At 58.4% G+C, this 15,227-nt stretch carries 18 protein-coding genes; 11 read left to right on the plus strand and 7 right to left on the minus strand.

The features are described 5' to 3' along the window. Positions 1-12: 12 nt before the first annotated feature. Complete coding sequence (locus GUC32_RS12075; RefSeq protein ID WP_369435758.1) at positions 13-936, minus strand: substrate-binding domain-containing protein; 924 nt, start codon at positions 934-936, stop codon at positions 13-15. Between the two features lie 317 nt (positions 937-1,253). On the opposite strand from GUC32_RS12075, the gene GUC32_RS12080 reads away from it, so the two are divergent. From GUC32_RS12080 to GUC32_RS12090, 3 genes are all read left to right on the plus strand, one after another. Continuing rightward, positions 1,254-2,264, plus strand: coding sequence for a LacI family DNA-binding transcriptional regulator (locus tag GUC32_RS12080; RefSeq protein ID WP_089195888.1), 1,011 nt, complete (start codon positions 1,254-1,256; stop codon positions 2,262-2,264). Positions 2,265-2,303: 39 nt separating this feature from the next. After that, complete coding sequence (locus GUC32_RS12085; protein WP_049295621.1) at positions 2,304-2,816, plus strand: hypothetical protein; 513 nt, start codon at positions 2,304-2,306, stop codon at positions 2,814-2,816. An 86-nt stretch (positions 2,817-2,902) separates the two neighbouring features. Continuing rightward, positions 2,903-3,283 carry a DUF4440 domain-containing protein gene (locus tag GUC32_RS12090; RefSeq protein WP_369435759.1) on the plus strand — a complete coding sequence of 127 codons (381 nt, stop codon included), beginning with the start codon at positions 2,903-2,905 and terminating at the stop codon, positions 3,281-3,283. Positions 3,284-3,464: 181 nt separating this feature from the next. Here the strand turns inward: GUC32_RS12090 and GUC32_RS12095 are convergent, their stop codons facing one another. Continuing rightward, a complete protein-coding gene (locus GUC32_RS12095) occupies positions 3,465-3,812 on the minus strand; it encodes a GrpB family protein (protein WP_236689682.1) in 348 nt (115 codons plus the stop codon). Positions 3,813-4,167: 355 nt separating this feature from the next. Between GUC32_RS12095 and GUC32_RS12100 the strand changes: the two genes are divergently transcribed. Continuing rightward, positions 4,168-4,545 carry a VOC family protein gene (locus tag GUC32_RS12100; RefSeq protein ID WP_025302858.1) on the plus strand — a complete coding sequence of 126 codons (378 nt, stop codon included), beginning with the start codon at positions 4,168-4,170 and terminating at the stop codon, positions 4,543-4,545. 85 nt (positions 4,546-4,630) lie between these two features. Here the strand turns inward: GUC32_RS12100 and GUC32_RS12105 are convergent, their stop codons facing one another. Continuing rightward, the gene (locus tag GUC32_RS12105) at positions 4,631-5,089 is read right to left on the minus strand and encodes a YbaK/EbsC family protein (protein ID WP_025302859.1); all 459 of its coding nucleotides are present in this window, start codon (positions 5,087-5,089) and stop codon (positions 4,631-4,633) included. A 168-nt stretch (positions 5,090-5,257) separates the two neighbouring features. Here GUC32_RS12105 and GUC32_RS12110 point away from each other — a divergent pair, with 168 nt between their 5' ends. The 5 genes from GUC32_RS12110 (at position 5,258) to GUC32_RS12130 (ending at position 10,332) form a co-directional block, all read left to right on the plus strand. Further along, positions 5,258-5,683, plus strand: a complete 426-nt coding sequence (locus tag GUC32_RS12110; protein WP_025302860.1) for a DUF2231 domain-containing protein — start codon at positions 5,258-5,260, stop codon at positions 5,681-5,683. Positions 5,684-5,693: 10 nt separating this feature from the next. Continuing rightward, positions 5,694-6,995 carry a sorbosone dehydrogenase family protein gene (locus tag GUC32_RS12115; protein ID WP_025302861.1) on the plus strand — a complete coding sequence of 434 codons (1,302 nt, stop codon included), beginning with the start codon at positions 5,694-5,696 and terminating at the stop codon, positions 6,993-6,995. Between the two features lie 354 nt (positions 6,996-7,349). Beyond that, positions 7,350-7,736: a DUF2946 domain-containing protein gene (locus tag GUC32_RS12120; protein WP_230203382.1), complete on the plus strand. Its 387-nt coding sequence runs from the start codon at positions 7,350-7,352 to the stop codon at positions 7,734-7,736. A gap of 280 nt (positions 7,737-8,016) precedes the next feature. After that, positions 8,017-10,029, plus strand: coding sequence for a TonB-dependent copper receptor (locus GUC32_RS12125; RefSeq protein WP_343228789.1), 2,013 nt, complete (start codon positions 8,017-8,019; stop codon positions 10,027-10,029). A gap of 141 nt (positions 10,030-10,170) precedes the next feature. Beyond that, the gene (locus tag GUC32_RS12130; protein WP_162837924.1) at positions 10,171-10,332 is read left to right on the plus strand and encodes a hypothetical protein; all 162 of its coding nucleotides are present in this window, start codon (positions 10,171-10,173) and stop codon (positions 10,330-10,332) included. Between the two features lie 22 nt (positions 10,333-10,354). On the opposite strand, the gene GUC32_RS12135 is transcribed toward GUC32_RS12130, so the two are convergent. Further along, positions 10,355-11,248 (minus strand): LysR family transcriptional regulator, encoded by an 894-nt coding sequence (locus GUC32_RS12135; protein WP_369435760.1) that lies wholly within the window; start codon positions 11,246-11,248, stop codon positions 10,355-10,357. An 84-nt stretch (positions 11,249-11,332) separates the two neighbouring features. Here GUC32_RS12135 and GUC32_RS12140 point away from each other — a divergent pair, with 84 nt between their 5' ends. Beyond that, positions 11,333-12,109: an NAD(P)H-dependent oxidoreductase gene (locus GUC32_RS12140; protein ID WP_025302865.1), complete on the plus strand. Its 777-nt coding sequence runs from the start codon at positions 11,333-11,335 to the stop codon at positions 12,107-12,109. A gap of 15 nt (positions 12,110-12,124) precedes the next feature. Here the strand turns inward: GUC32_RS12140 and GUC32_RS12145 are convergent, their stop codons facing one another. After that, on the minus strand, positions 12,125-12,775 hold the full coding sequence (locus GUC32_RS12145; RefSeq protein ID WP_369435777.1) for a LysE family translocator: 651 nt from the start codon (positions 12,773-12,775) through the stop codon (positions 12,125-12,127). Positions 12,776-12,867: 92 nt separating this feature from the next. Continuing rightward, a complete protein-coding gene (locus tag GUC32_RS12150; RefSeq protein ID WP_043137298.1) occupies positions 12,868-13,422 on the minus strand; it encodes an NAD(P)H-dependent oxidoreductase in 555 nt (184 codons plus the stop codon). Between the two features lie 102 nt (positions 13,423-13,524). On the opposite strand from GUC32_RS12150, the gene GUC32_RS12155 reads away from it, so the two are divergent. After that, a complete protein-coding gene (locus tag GUC32_RS12155; RefSeq protein WP_025302868.1) occupies positions 13,525-13,884 on the plus strand; it encodes a helix-turn-helix domain-containing protein in 360 nt (119 codons plus the stop codon). 4 nt (positions 13,885-13,888) lie between these two features. Here GUC32_RS12155 and entS read toward each other — a convergent pair whose 3' ends face one another. Beyond that, positions 13,889-15,172 (minus strand): enterobactin transporter EntS, encoded by a 1,284-nt coding sequence (gene entS, locus GUC32_RS12160; RefSeq protein WP_025302869.1) that lies wholly within the window; start codon positions 15,170-15,172, stop codon positions 13,889-13,891. Between the last annotated feature and the right edge of the window lie 55 nt (positions 15,173-15,227).

The raw sequence follows: 15,227 nt of genomic DNA on the forward strand, positions 1-15,227 counted from the left end.
AGTGGCAACGGCTTATTTCTGATTCATCTGTGCAAATTGCGGGTAGTTTTCTCGCGTCACGGTGGCGTAGGGTACCCAGTTATAGGGCTCGGTTTTGGCGTGATCCAACATCGCTCGGGTCACCTGCACCGCGCCGATCGCCTGGGCTTTGGCATCCTGGAAAATGGTCACCGCCAGGTCGCCATTTTTGATAAATTGCAGGCCGTCGGGTGTGCCGTCGATACCGGCAACCAGCACGTCGCGCTTTTTGGCCTGTTTCAGCGCCATGATCGCGCCGATGGCCATCTCATCGTTGTTGGCGGCGATCGCATCGATCGCCGCGCCGTTCAGCAACCAGCCGGAAACCACGTCGACCGCTTCATTGCGTTGCCATTTGGCGGTCTGTTTCTCTACCACTTTCAGGTCTTTGTATTTGGCGATCACCGTTTCCACTGCACGGGTGCGTTCGCGAGTTTCTTCGTTGGAGAGGGCGCCCATCAGGATCGCCACGTTGCCGCGGTAATTCATTTTTTTCGCCAGGGCCTCCATCTGCAGGCGGCCGCTGAGCGCCGAGTCGGAGCCGACGTAGGCCGTCGCGCCGCTGAGCGGCACTTCGGGCTTGCGGTTGACGAAGATAAGGGGGACCGCGGCGCGTTGGGCGGCCGCTATCATCGGCTGGACGCCTTGCGTATCGACTGGGTTGAGGATAATGGCGTCCACGCCCTGATTAATCAGATCGTCTACCTGCTGCACCTGCAGGGCGACATCGCCTTTGGCATCGGCGAACTGGCCTTGCAGCTGTTGCGCAGCCAGTTCTCGCGCCATTTGGCTGCGCAGGATGGAGACGAAGTTGAGATCGAAGTTGGCCAGCGCCACGCCGACCTGGTAGGTCTTGGCCTGGGCGGTCACGACAAACAGCGAGCAGGCTAACATCAACAGCAGTCTGGTTTTATTCATTACGGTATCCTGTTGAGAAGAGAGGTGTTATGTAAAAACAGTTCTTTTGCAACCGGGTGCAAAGCAGGAGACAAAACCGCGATGAGTCTCTGAATGCCACCGTGAATGTCGGCCATGAAGAAAATTTGGTCAACAGGGGAAAGGTGAAAACAGCGCGGACGATCACAAACTCTTTACCTTTTGCACCCGGTTGCATAACAAATTGCAATCGGGTGCAAAAACGGGACATAATCGCAGCAGGTATGCCGGCAGGCGCTTAGGGGATCTGAGCGAGCAGGGTATAGTGTGACTTCACCGAAGCAGGGATCGACGCAACCATGACGAAACACCACAAAGCCACCGCCAGCGACGTCGCCGAAAAGGCCGGCGTCTCCAAATGGACGGTATCGCGCGCTTTTACGCCCGGCGCGTCGATCTCAGACAGCGCGCGTGAAAGCGTACTGGCGGCGGCGGCCGAGCTGGGCTATCGACCCAATCTGCTGGCGCGCAGCCTGTCGCAAAAACGCACGCACATCATAGGCGTAGCCATCGACGAGATGAAGAACCCGCATTCGATGATGATGCTCGATATGGTCACCAAACAGCTGCAAACCCGCGGCTATATGGCGCTGCTGCTGAACATCACCGCCGGGGAAAACTACCGGGCGGTAATGGCGATGGCCGACCAACTGCAGGTCGATGGCATTCTGTTCCTGGCGACGGTGTTAACCCAAGAGTGGGCGGCGATTGCGCAAGATCTGCATCAGATCCCGCTGGTGCAGGTATGCCGCAATACGGAAAGTGAACACATTGATGTGGTGAACATCGACGGCTACCGCGCTGGCGAAGAGATCGCCACGCTGCTGATAGAGCAAGGTCATCGGCGCTTTGGCTACATGAAGGGGCCGGATACGCAAAGTAGCCATTTGCTGCGCATGGAAGGCTACCGCGACAAACTGATGGCCGCCGGTTTTCAGCTGGATCGGGTGCTCACCGCTGGCCACTACGATCGCCAGCGCGGTTTCCAACTGATGAGTGAATACCTGCAGGCAACGCCGGAAAGCGAGCGGCTTGAAGCGCTGTTCTGCGAGAACGACGTGCTGGCGCTGGGGGCGCTCGAAGCGCTCAGGCAAGTGGCACCATCGTCTTCGATGGCCGTGGTAGGTTTCGACGATATCGACGAGGCCGGCTCAGCCAACTGGGCGCTGACCAGCTACAGCCAACGTATTGACCGGCTGGTCGAAGAGGCCTTGAATCGCCTGATCGACAATCGCGCCACGGCAGACGGAGCCTGGCGGCACGGGGAATTGCGGGTTCGGCGGTCGCATTTGGCTGGGAAACCGGCGTAAGGATTTCTTTTTGTGTGACAATGTCACTATTGAGGCTTGATGAGAGCACATCGAGATGGAAAGAAGAAACTCTATAGAAGAGAAAGCGTTACATCCAGAGGGCCCATCGCCAGCGGTGGTAAGTACCGCTGGGAACGCCATGGCAAACAGGCAGACGATGAGCAGTTGCCACTGCGTGAAAGTATGCATGGGCAGATACAACATGGCATGGATTACACGCCGCTATTTCAATTTCTGCTCAGTAAAGTGGGCCAACCCTGGAATGAAGTACATAGCGAAGCGGTAAGTCGGTTGGATAAAGAAGCGCCTATTTTTTACCTGGTGGCGCTGCACCGTAAAAACTGGCAGAGCTATGTCCGCTGTGGTGAGTCGAGCTATTACAGCGGACTATGCATAGATGATCACGGGATACTGCAGAAAGTGAACCCGGCATTCACCGCAGAAGATGTGCCGGTGAGATGCCGCTGTTGTACCTATACGTTCAACGGGGAACTCGTACCCGTCACGGAAAAGAACTGGCAAAAACCCTATGAGAAGGAATCCTGGGAATAGTCAGGTTTCACGAGTGTCATTCTGGTGTAGATTGACTGCCGAAGTTTGCCAGATTTCACGTAGCGCGATCAAAAAAGGAGGGCATTTTGACCCATTTTGCACAGTGGCTTAGCCAAATTCAGGCGCTTGAGGTTGAACTGCACCAGCCAACAACGCGCTGCGATCCGAAACATGTCGCGGCATTGTTGCATGAAGACTTTGAAGAGATTGGTCGTTCAGGCCTACGTTATGACAAATGCCAAACCGTTGCGGCGCTGGAGATGGAAACGGATTATCCGCCGATTTTCGCCGAAGGGTTTAAGCTGGCGAAAATCAGTGAAGGCGCCGTGTTGCTGACGTATAAAAGTTTTCAGCATGACGCGCAGGGCCGCGCCGTTCGTTGCACCGAACGCTCATCGATTTGGCTCCTGACGGAAAAGGCGGGTTGGCAGATGCGCTTTCATCAAGGTACGCCGACTAAGGGTTAAACTGAGATGGGTTGATAGATGGGCTTAAACATAAAAAAGGATGTCAGCCTGATAAGCCTTGAAGGTGAGGTGAGAAAGGACGGGCAGGATAACCCCCGTGCGTACCCAGTAATTCTATTTAACATAATATACATTATGCGCACCTAAGTAATGATATGTGGATTCTGCCGTCCAGGTCTGATCATGGGCTTTCTCCTGCGGTTAACCATATCAGCGCCAGCTGCTCATGCCGCTGAACAAATTCGTTTTTCAACCTGCCATAAGCCGCCGGGTTTTGCCGACTGTCTTCTGCTGCCTGACGTTTGATTGCCGCATATTGCTGAGCAACACCATGATGCTTGCGCAGATAATCTCTGAACACCAAATGTCGGATCGCCTGTTCACTTACTGCAGTAAATACATGATTGCCGTTTCCCTTGATGTAGTAACGCCTGCCGGCTATGCCGTTCTCGCCGCGCGGCGTAGCTCTCATATCATGCATCCTGTCATTCAAACCATCCAACGCCGCCAGGCTTTCAACTTCTAGCAAGGTATCAATCGCTGGTTTGGCCGGCAGCTCCGGCCTGCTGATGAATTGCCGTTAACATGCCGGCCGGTATGCGCTCTGCCATTTCCCGCTCTAGTAATGATGACCGGACATGATTTTCTATGGCGGCTACCTGCCGGTATTGGCCAGAAATCCTCTGCTTTTTTGATCGCGCTACGTGAAATCTGATAAAACGTGGCGGCTAACGATACTGCAGATTTCATCCAAACGCGTCACTTAAACGGGCAGTATTTGCCTGTTAAATGCGCATTGGCGTGCGTTTGCATCGCTTTCTGCGTCCAACACGGCGTTGGCTATACTGAATGGGAACATTCTTTCACGCTCAAGGAGCCTCCCCATGTTTGATCATGTGAAATTTGGCGTCAGCGACTTTGCCCTCAGCAAAGCGTTTTTCCTCAATGCGCTGGCGCCACTGGGCGTAAAGATCGTTGCCGAAGGCGAACCCGACTATGGCGTTGAGCTGTGCCGCGATCGAGATAACGTGTCATTATGCCTGTTTCAGACTGATGAAAAACCGGCGCATCTGCACCTGGCATTTGCCGCAAGCAGCCGTGAACAGGTCGATGCGTTCTATCACGCCGCGTTAAACGCCGGCGGCAAAGACAATGGCGCGCCCGGCTTGCGGCCCAATTACCATGCCCATTACTATGCGGCATTTGTGATCGCCCCGGATGGCCACAATATCGAGGCGGTTTGCCATCACCCGATGGATTAGTAATTTTCCCTGTTAAAACAGTCTATTAATTAAGAATTGATACAATCTATTTAACATAATGTAATTGTGACACGGTCACCTATAGTTACCCTGTCACGTCAATCCACTCCGCTCCGGTGATGCTGGCCAGACGTTGCGGCGCAATTCTCACGCCTGAGTTATCGCTACCGCCTGCCGGAAGCACTTCACCGTAACTGCACAGGCTGCGGTCGCAGTAAATTCTCACCGTTTCCGGTGCGGCAAAGGGGCAAACGCCGCCGGGCGGATAGCCGGTTAATGCTTCAACCTCTTCCGCCGGCAGCATACGCGCCTTCACGCCGAAGAATTGCTTGTACTTCTTGTTGTCGATTCTGGCGGTTCCCGCCATCACCAGCAGCACCACGCCATCGTTCACGCGAAACGACAGCGTCTTGGCGATCTGCCCGCTCTCCACGCCAAAGGCTTCCGCCGCCAGCGCTACCGTCGCGGTGTTCTTTGCCAGCACCGTCACCGTCGTCTCCGGTGCGTGCTCGGCCAGAAATCGCTGAACGCGCTCTATACTCATGCCCTTCCTCCTGATATTGCTAAGCCATTGATAATGCCGCAGTGATGGTTTCGGTTTTAACATCGCATGCTAAAAATGAGAATCAAAATTGTTCAAATCGCTGGATCTGAACAAAGCTTTAAGGGGCCAATGGCCTTTTTACCCATCATTTTTCATGGAGATGCCTGCATGACCACGCAAACGACAGCAAGGCCCTCAGCGGCCGCAGTGGCCGTCTATGAATGGCTCAACCCGATACCTTATGGATTTTTCACCGCGGCGCTAATTTTCGACATCATTTATGCCTGCACTGCCAATATTCAGTGGGTTAATGGCGCCAGCTGGCTAATCGCCATCGGCCTGATTTTTGCCATCATTCCTCGCCTGATTAACCTGGTGCAAGTATGGTTCGGCAGCGGCCGGCTGCTGGGTTCGTCGGTCAAACTCCATTTCTGGCTGAACCTGTTGGCCATCGTTCTCGCCATTATCAACGCTTTCGTGCATAGCCGGGATGCGTATGCCGTGGTGCCCCAAGGCCTGGTGCTGTCTGCGATCGTGGTCGCGCTGCTCAGCCTGGCGAATATTCTGCTGGCCCTTGGCGCCCGCGCAAAATAAGGAGGTTTTCATGAAGCTCTCATCTCTGGCGCTCACCCTTTCCGCCGTATTGGCCTTGGCCGGCTGCGATAACAGCGCCGTCATTTCGCCAGAGCAACAAATGGGCCCGGACCCGACGTTGCCGGCGGCGCAAGACTTTCTGATGCCGCCGATGCAGGTGCCTAAGGGCGTTGGCTGGCAACAAGATCAGACGCCGAAAGTGGCGGAAGGCTTGAAAATCGATAAGGTGGCGGACGATTTGCTTCATCCGCGTCAGTTGCTCGCGCTGCCCAATGGCGATGTGTTGGTCGTGGAGGCCAACGGGCCGGGCACGGAAGCGGTGAGCACGCCCAAGCAGCTGATCGCCGGCCTGGTGAAAGGCCAGTCCGGTAAAGGCGGTAAAGGGGGCAATCGTATCACCCTTCTGCGCCCGACCGCCGGCGGCAACTGGGAAAAGCATGTCTTCCTCGAGGGGCTCGATTCCCCGTTCGGCGTCCAGCTGATTGGCAATACGCTGTACGTGGCCAACACCGGCAATATCATGCAGTACGCCTATCAACCGGGCGAAACGCGCATCAGCGATCCGGGTAAAGAGCTGGCCGATCTGCCGAACACGATCAATCACCACTGGACCAAAGCTCTGCTGGCCAGCCCGGACGGCAAAAAGCTGTATGTTGGCGTCGGCTCCAACAGCAACATCACCGAAAATGGCCTGGCCGTAGAGTACCGGCGCGCCGCGGTACTGGAAGTGGACACCGCCTCCGGCGCCAGCCGCATCTTCGCCAGCGGGCTGCGCAACCCGACCGGGCTACAGTGGGAACCGCACAGCGGCAAGCTGTGGGCCATCGTCAACGAGCGTGACGAGATCGGCGCCGATCTGGTGCCGGACTACCTGACCTCGGTGCAGGACGGCGGCTTCTACGGCTGGCCTTACAGCTATTTCGGCCAGCACGTCGATCGTCGGGTGCAGCCGGCGCGGCCGGATCTGGTGGCGAAAGCCATCAAACCGGACTACGCCCTCAGCTCGCACGTCGCACCGCTGGGGCTGCTGTTCTACACCGCGAGCGCTCTGCCGGCCGAGTATCGCGGCGGCGCCTTTGTCAGCGAGCACGGCAGCTGGGATCGCTCGCCGCTGAACGGCTACCGAGTCAGCTACGTGGCGTTTGAACAAGGCAAGCCGGTCGGCAAGCTCAAAGCCGTGGTGACAGGTTTTGTCTCCGATGATGAGAAGGAACTCTATGGCGCCCCTGTGGGCCTGGCGATCGACAAGACCGGCGCTTTGCTGGTTGCGGATGACGTCGGCAACACCGTCTGGCGCGTCAGCGCGAAGTAAGGTTACGGGCGGGTTCCGGTGAACTCGCCCGTGACATTGTCACTCATCCCTCTGCGCCAGCCAGATCGTCATAAAGCGGAATAATCGTGCTCGCCAGTTTTTCCGTCATTAATATTGCCCCCGTCATGTCATTGGCGCAAAAAAAATAGCCTTTGGTCAGAATTAAAGCGCTTATCCGATAATATATTCATCAACAGAGCGTTGACCAGAAATAAAAGGTTTTAACATTTCGACATAAACCAGTACAATTCCCTACCCTGTGTTAACCCTTTTTTTAGGTTGATTGTGTCGTTAATTCAGCCCTCTGCATCGCGAAATCGGGCCGCCGCCTGGTTAGGGATGTTTGCCATTCTGATGCTGTTCATTGCGCCGGTGGTCTCGCGATCCCTGGAGCATGTACGCGCCGGAAGTGCTGGAACGACCGCCATGGCGGATTGCGGCATGGATATGCCGATGCATCACGGGATGCACTCGCCGCCGTCTGAACCTGAAAAAGCCTCGCAGGCGCTGATGCAGCACGGCGGCGGCCACCACAACATGGCGATGATGATGGACGACAGCGCCTGCGGCTACTGCGTGCTGTTGCTGCACGCGCCGCTGCTGGACGTGAGCCACGCCCCGCTGTTCTGGTCCCAGTCGCTGGCTTCACGCCCGCCGCCGATCCATTACCTCGTTCCCCTGTTTGCCCACGTCGTTCACACCGAATTACAGCCGCGCGCGCCCCCCGTCTCTTTCCTCTGATTTAACCGCAAACCCATTGCCGTTCTCTGTATTGCCGTTGATTGCTTCAACCCGGCGGAATTAACTCGCCCAACGGTTAATCATCGAGACGACATTATTAGTCCGGTTATTTCCACGTCGATGGAATTAACCTCCCGTATTTACCGATGGTGATTTTCGCCAGGCCGCCCTACGCCTGAATAATCCCTCGGCCAAGAACGGAATAGAGTTAGCTTAAGGAAAGATGATGTTTAAACCGACTTATAAAAAGAACGCCGTCACCCGCGCCATTACCACCGCCATGCCGTTGTTCCTGCTGGCTGGCCACGCGGCGCAGGCGCATCAACCCCCTACCGGCGCCCAGGTTAATGATGGCGACGTGATCACCGTTACCGCACCGCTCTACTCTCCGCTGACCATCGTGACGTCACCGAAAACTCCGCGCCAGCCGGTGCCGGCCAGCGATGGCTCGGACTACCTGAAAACCATTCCCGGCTTTTCTCAGATCCGCAACGGCGGCACCAACGGCGATCCGGTGTTCCGCGGCATGTTCGGTTCGCGGTTGAAGATCCTCACCGACGGTTCGGAAATGCTGGGCGCCTGCCCATCGAGAATGGATGCGCCCACCTCTTACATCTCGCCGGAAAGCTTCGATCTGCTGACCATCACCAAAGGGCCGCAGACGGTGCTGTGGGGGCCGGGATCGTCGGCGGGCACCGTGCGTTTCGAACGTGAACGTCCGCGCTTCGACGAGCCGGGTATCAAGGGCAACGCCAGCGTACTGACCGGCTCCAACGGCCGCTGGGACGAGAATATCGACGCCAGCCTCGGCGCCGAGCAAGGTTACTTGCGGGTGATGGCCAACAAATCTCGTTCCAACGATTATCAGGACGGCACCAATACGCGTGTGCCGTCGCGCTGGGACAAGTGGAACGGCGATCTGGCGCTCGGCTGGACGCCGGACAACGATACGCTGCTGGAAGTGACCATGGGCCGCGGCAACGGCGAAGCGCGCTATGCCGGCCGCAGCATGGACGGTTCGCAGTTCAAGCGCGAAAGCCTGGGCATGCGGGTGGAAAAATCCAACATCGGCGAGGTGCTGGATAAGCTGGAAGCGCAGGTCTACTACAACTACGCCAACCACGTGATGGACAACGTCACCCTGCGCTCGCCGGGCAGCGGTGGCATGGGGGGGCACGGCGGCCATGGCGGTATGAGCATGGGGGGCCACGGCGGGCACATGATGTCTTCCGGCATGACGATGCAGCTCGATCGCCGCACCGTCGGCGGCCGCGTGATGGGCACCTGGCAGTGGCAGGACGTGAAGCTTGAAAGCGGCCTGGACACGCAGACCAACACCCACCGCAGCATGAGCCGCGGCAGCTGGGAAAAAGACGCCCAGTTCAACAGCTACGGCGCCTTCAGTGAGCTGACCTGGTCCACCAGCGAGCAGGATAAACTGATCGGTGGCGCGCGTCTTGATCGCACCCTGGTGGAGAATTTCCGCAGCGGTAGCGATGGGGAGCGTTCAGACACCCTGCCTAGCGGCTTTATGCGTCTTGAGCATACGCTGGCCGACCTGCCGCTGATGTTGTATGCCGGCGTCGGTTATACCGAGCGCTTCCCGGATTACTGGGAGTTATTCTCGCCGAAGCTCGGCCCGAACGGCAGCAAAGATCCGTTCTCCAGCGTCAAGAGCGAGAAAACCACGCAGCTCGACATCGGCGCACAATACAACGGCAAGCGCTTCAACGGCTGGGTCTCCGCTTATGTGGGCCGCGTCGATGATTTCATCCTGTTCAAATACGATCCGCACAATGCGCGTCTCAGCCAGGCCGATAACGTCAACGCCGACATCATGGGCGGCGAAATGGGCATGGGTTACCAACTGAGCGAGCACTGGAAAACCGACGCCAGCCTGGCCTACTCCTGGGGTAAAAACACCAGCGACGGCCGCCCGCTGCCGCAGATCCCGCCGTTGGAGGCACGTCTGGGGCTCACCTATGAGTACGGCGACTGGAGCGGCACCGGGCTGTGGCGTTTGGTCAGCAGCCAAAACCGCGTGGCGATCAACGAAGGCAACGTGGTGGGCAAAGACTTTGCCGAAAGCGCCGGCTTCGGCGTGCTCTCCGCCAACGCCGCCTACAAGGTGAATAAAAACGTCAAGCTGAGCGCCGGTCTGGATAATATCCTGAACAAGACCTACAGCGAGCACCTCAACCTGGCGGGCAACAGCGCCTTCGGCTATTCGGCCAACAGCGCGGTGAATGAACCGGGCCGCACCCTGTGGGCCAAGGTTAACGTCACCTTCTAAGCCATCCACCGGGCGATGGGCAACCGTCGCCCGGTCATGCGATATGCGATCCGGTTCTTAGGATATGAGTTTTAAGTTTTTCCCATTCGGTTTAGCGGCGATTACTATCACCCTCAACGTAATCAACGATCCGGAGGGAATATGCAAAAGCTCACTCGTTTTCTGGCCCTGCTCGGCGAGCTGATGATCGAAAAAGCCGACGATGTCGCGCCACAGGCTACTCAGCCAGACGATCGCGACGACGCGTTGCCACCGCGCCTCGAGCGTGGCGTTCCGCTGGCCGACCGCTTCCTGTTCATGTGATTTCCCGCGCAGTTTAACCCGCTTACACTGACCGCACGATATGTTCGCGCAGCCACCGGTGCGCGGGATCCCGATGCGATCGTTCGTGCCACAGCATGGTCATTTCAAACCCCGGCACCGCCAGCGGCGGCTTGAGTTGTTGCAATAAAGGCTGGTTGCGCACCAGCCGCTCCGGCAGCATCGCCACCAAATCGGACTGCGTCAGCACCGAGATCACGAAGAGAAAATGCGGCACGGAAAGCACCACGCGCCGCGTCAGCCCCACGTCCGCCAGCGCTTGGTCGGTGATGCCGTAGAAACCGCCGCCGTCCGGCGAAACCATCACCTGCTCCAATTCGCAAAATTGCGCCAGCGTCAGGTTTTCATGCAGTTTAGGATGGCCGACTCTGCCCACCAGCACATAGCGTTCACTGAACAGCGTGCGCTGACGCAAACCGGGCGGCGCCCCTTCACGGGTGTGAAACGCCAGATCGATCTCTCCCTGTTCCGCCAGTTTGGCGATGCGTGACGGCGCGGTTTCCAGCACCGCCAGCCGGGTGCCGGGCGCCGCCGTGCGCAAACCGTTCAGCGCCGGCAGGACGATGGTGGATTCGCCGTAGTCGAAGGCGGCCACACGCCAGGTATCGGTCGCCACGGCGGGATCGAACGGCGTCGCCGGCGTTACCGCCAACTCAAGCGCCGCCAGCGCCTGGCGCAGCGGTTCCCGCAGCTGCTCCGCTCTGGCGGTAGGACGCATGCCGCGCGGGCCGGGCAACAGCAGCGGATCGTCAAAGATCGCCCGCAGTTTGGCGAGATGCACGCTGACCGCCGGCTGAGAGAAATTGAGCCGCTGCGCCGCGCGCGTAACGTTGTGCTCCGCCAGCAGCGCGTCGAGCGTCACCAGCAGATTGAGATCCAGCCGCCTTAAATTATTCATGGTTATACCTGGGATAACGGTAATTCATTTCTAATATACCTTGTGACGCCCTAACCTGCAGCTCTCACACCAAGGAGAGTTGCTATGAATGTGCTGATTGTTTACGCCCACCCGGAGCCGCAGTCGCTGACCGGCTCACTGAAAAACTTCGCCGTTGAGCGCCTGACGCAGGCCGGTCATCAGGTACAGGTGTCCGATCTGTACGCCATGAAGTGGAAAGCGGCACTTGACGCCAACGACAGCCTGGAAGGTGCATCAGGGCCCCGTTTCGATCCTTCGTTGGATTCCCAGCGCGCGTTTGCCAACGGCGTGCAGAGCGCCGATATCGAACGGGAGCAGCAAAAATTGCGCTGGGCGGACGCGGTGCTGCTACAGTTTCCGCTGTGGTGGTTCTCGATGCCGGCGATTCTGAAAGGCTGGTTCGAGCGTGTCTATGCCTATGGTTTTGCCTATGGCGTCGGTGAGCATTCCGATACGCATTGGGGCGACCGTTACGGCGAGGGTATGTTGGCGGGCAAACGGGCGATGCTGATCGTCAGCGCCGGCGGGTGGGAATCCCATTACGCCCCGCGCGGTGTCAACGGGCCGATCGACGATATCCTGTTTCCGATCCAGCACGGCATACTGCATTACCCGGGATTCGAGGTGTTACCGCCGTTTGTCACCTATCGTGCCGGAAAGACCGACGAGACGCGCTTCGCCGCCCTGTGTGAACAGCTCGGACAGCGGCTCGATAATCTGTGGCACACTGAGCCGATTCCGTTTCGGCGGCAGAACGCCGGTGACTACCTGATCCCGCAGCTGACGCTGAAAGCACATCTCGCGCCGGGGCAAGACGGTTTTAGCATTCACCTGAAATAGCGCGAACCGCTCCTCTTATCGCGGCGCTGACGCAGCGCCGCCCCCGAGGAGGAGTTTGGCGCCCAATCCCATCATGACCAAGCCCGTAAATCTCTGCTGCCACACCAACAACCGAGGATTGCGGGCGAGCCATTGCCCCACGGTGCCGGAGGCCATAGCGACAGAGCCCAGCGAAAGGATCCCGGCCAGCTTCTGAATGGAACCTAAAACGAGCAATTGCAGCCAAACCGGCCCGGTTTCAGGGTTAACAAACTGCGGGAGGAAAGAAAACATGAACAGCAGCGACTTAGGGTTGGTCAGGCTGTTAATTGCCCCTTCTTTCACCGCCTGCCACCCGGTCATCATCCGGGGTTTCAGCACGGCATCGGAACGCTGCCGGCTTACCTTCAGCATTTTTATCCCCAGCCAGACCAGATAGGCGGCCCCAACCCAACGCAATACGTCCAACGCCAGCGGATAACTATGCAGCAGCGTGGCGAGGCCGAGCACCAGCATGGAAACCTGCACCATACCGGCGACAAAAACCATGCCGAAAACATTGAGCAGCGCGATGCGACGGCCTTGGCCGATACCCCGGGCCAGCGTGAGCATCATGTCCGGTCCGGGAGAGAGTTCCAGAAGGGTGAGTGCAACAAGAAAAGCAATAAACGTTTCGGCTAAAGGCATGGGGGTTATCACCGGCGAGTCAAAGGATACGGCAATCATATTCCTCCCCGGACATTCGCAACAGCACTATCAGGCGCATCCTGGGAGTGTCGTTAACTCAGGGCGGCGAGAAATGCCTGATAGCCTTGCGCGCTGCTATCCAATTCGTGGGATTGCAGCGGTTCCACCGTCCCGTCCGAAGCGGCTTCCTTGCCGTAAAAGGCAAAGAACGAGGCATAATCAGCCCGCACGTAATCGGCGGTCACTTCAAACGGCCGGAAGATCTCCTCCAGCGAGTAGCGATAACGCCCTTCACGCGCGTAATCTTCTGCGCGCACGCCCGCCGTGACCGCCAGCGCCAGTTTCTTGTTCTGCATCTTATAGCCGCTGCGGGAACCGTAGGCCCAGCCGTAAGTGAGCACGTCGTCCAGCCATTTTTTCAGCAGCGGCGGGCTGCTGAACCAGTAAATCGGGAACTGCAGCACGATGTTGTCATGCGCTTCAATCAACTGCTGTTCTTTGGCGACGTCGATCTGCCAGTCCGGATAGGCCTGATGCAGTTCGTGCACGGTATACCGCTCCGGATAGCGACGCAGTTCCTCCAGCCAACGTTTGTTAACCACCGAGTTCGCCATATCGGGATGGGCCACGATCACCAAGGTTTTCATACTGATTTCTCCAGTCAGGTGTTTCGACGCATCTTAGGGTATGCTGACAGAATGTAAAATACGCACACTCACGACACATACTTACCTTGGAGAAAGTATAAAATGACCGCCGAATCTCACTGCAGCCCAACGGGCATCAGTCTCGAAGACACCGGCTATGGCTACACCCTGTCGGTGATCAACGGCAAATATAAAATGATTATTCTCTACTGGCTGGCGCTGTATAAGCCAGTATTGCGGTTCAACGAGCTACAGCGCTGCATCGGCACCATTTCGTACAAAACGCTGAGTTCGACGCTGAAAGAGCTGGAAAAAGATCGCCTGGTGGTGAGAAAGGAGTATCCGCAGATCCCGCCCAAGGTGGAGTACAGCCTGTCCGAACGCGGGCGTTCGCTGATCCCGGTGATCGACATGATGTGTAACTGGGGGGAACAGCACCGGCCGGAACAGCCGGTGCCCTGAGGGGTTAGTTGTCCGCCGCCGCTGAGGTTGCCGGAGCGGGATCGTCGTGCTCAACCAACGCGTCCGCCGGCCGGCACTGGCGCAGCGTGCGCACGCTGAAAGCCACCAGCACGCCCAACAAGGCGGCGAATGCACCAAACGACAGCACGCTCATCAACGGGGTGAACACCCTGCCCAGTACGCCGAGCCCCAGCGCGCCGATCGAATCGCCGGTCACATCCTGCGCGGTGCCCAGGCTGTTCACCCGTCCCAGCAAATGATCCGGCGTATTGCTCTGGATCAGCATGAACTGCAGAAGTGAGGCGATAGCGTTGGCGTAGCCGTAGCACACCAGCGCCAGCAGCGCCGGCGCCAGGTGGCTGAACAGCCCCAGTGACGCGATGGCGGTGAACGCGACGATAGCGGCGATCAGGATCAGCACGCCAGGGCGAGCGTATCGCCCCACCCAGCCGCTGGTCAGCGCGCCCAGCATCGCACCGAGCGGCACCGCGGAGTACATCAGGCCGATAGAGGACGCGCCAACGTGGTAAGCGTCCTGCGCCAGCGCCGGGAACAGCACCCTGACGGCGCCGACGATGCTCATCAGCATCCCCAGCAGCACCACCGAGCCGACCACCTTATTGCGCCAGACAAACTGGAAGCCGCTGGCGAGCGCGCGCAGCGGGTGTTCCGGCTCCTGCTGCTGCGGCAGCAGCGTCGGCAAGCGCACCAGCGGGACCAGGGTGCCCAGCGTCCCTGCCGCCGCGACGGCGAAGGCGAGACCGACACCCCCGAACACGATGATAATCCCGCCCAGCGCCGGTGCGAGGATCGCGCCGATGCGCACCGTCACCATGCTCAAGGCACCTGCCGCCGCCAGGTTTTCACGCCCGACCAGCAGCGGGATCACGGCCATCAGCGCCGTCATACCCAGCGCGCCGAAGAAGCCGTCCCAGGCCGCCAGCAGGTAGAGCGCCCACAGCGACGGTGCCGGGGCGAAGGCGTTCAGGCTCAGGGCGACAAAGCCCAGCCCGCAGGTGCCGCGCGCAAACAGGATCAGCTTGCGGCGATCGTAGCGATCGGCAAGCACCCCGCCCAGCATCAGGCCGATAAACATGCCCACCCCGTCCAGCGCCACCGCCACGCCCACCTGCAAGGTGGAGCCAGTCATCGCCTGGATCTGAATCGGCACCCCTACCGCCAACATGCCGAGGGAAAACACCGACAGCATGCGGGCGCAGAAAATCGCGCGGAAATGCGCATTGCTTCTCAGCAAACTGAAATCAAGAAAAAAAGAAGGTCTGGCCATAGTGTCCTGCATAATGTTTTTGTACGGGCCGGGACGCACGTCCCCCGGCCCGGTT

The sequence above is a fragment of the Serratia sp. NGAS9 genome (genome assembly GCF_009905295.1).
In the GTDB taxonomy this organism is placed as follows: domain Bacteria; phylum Pseudomonadota; class Gammaproteobacteria; order Enterobacterales; family Enterobacteriaceae; genus Serratia; species Serratia bockelmannii.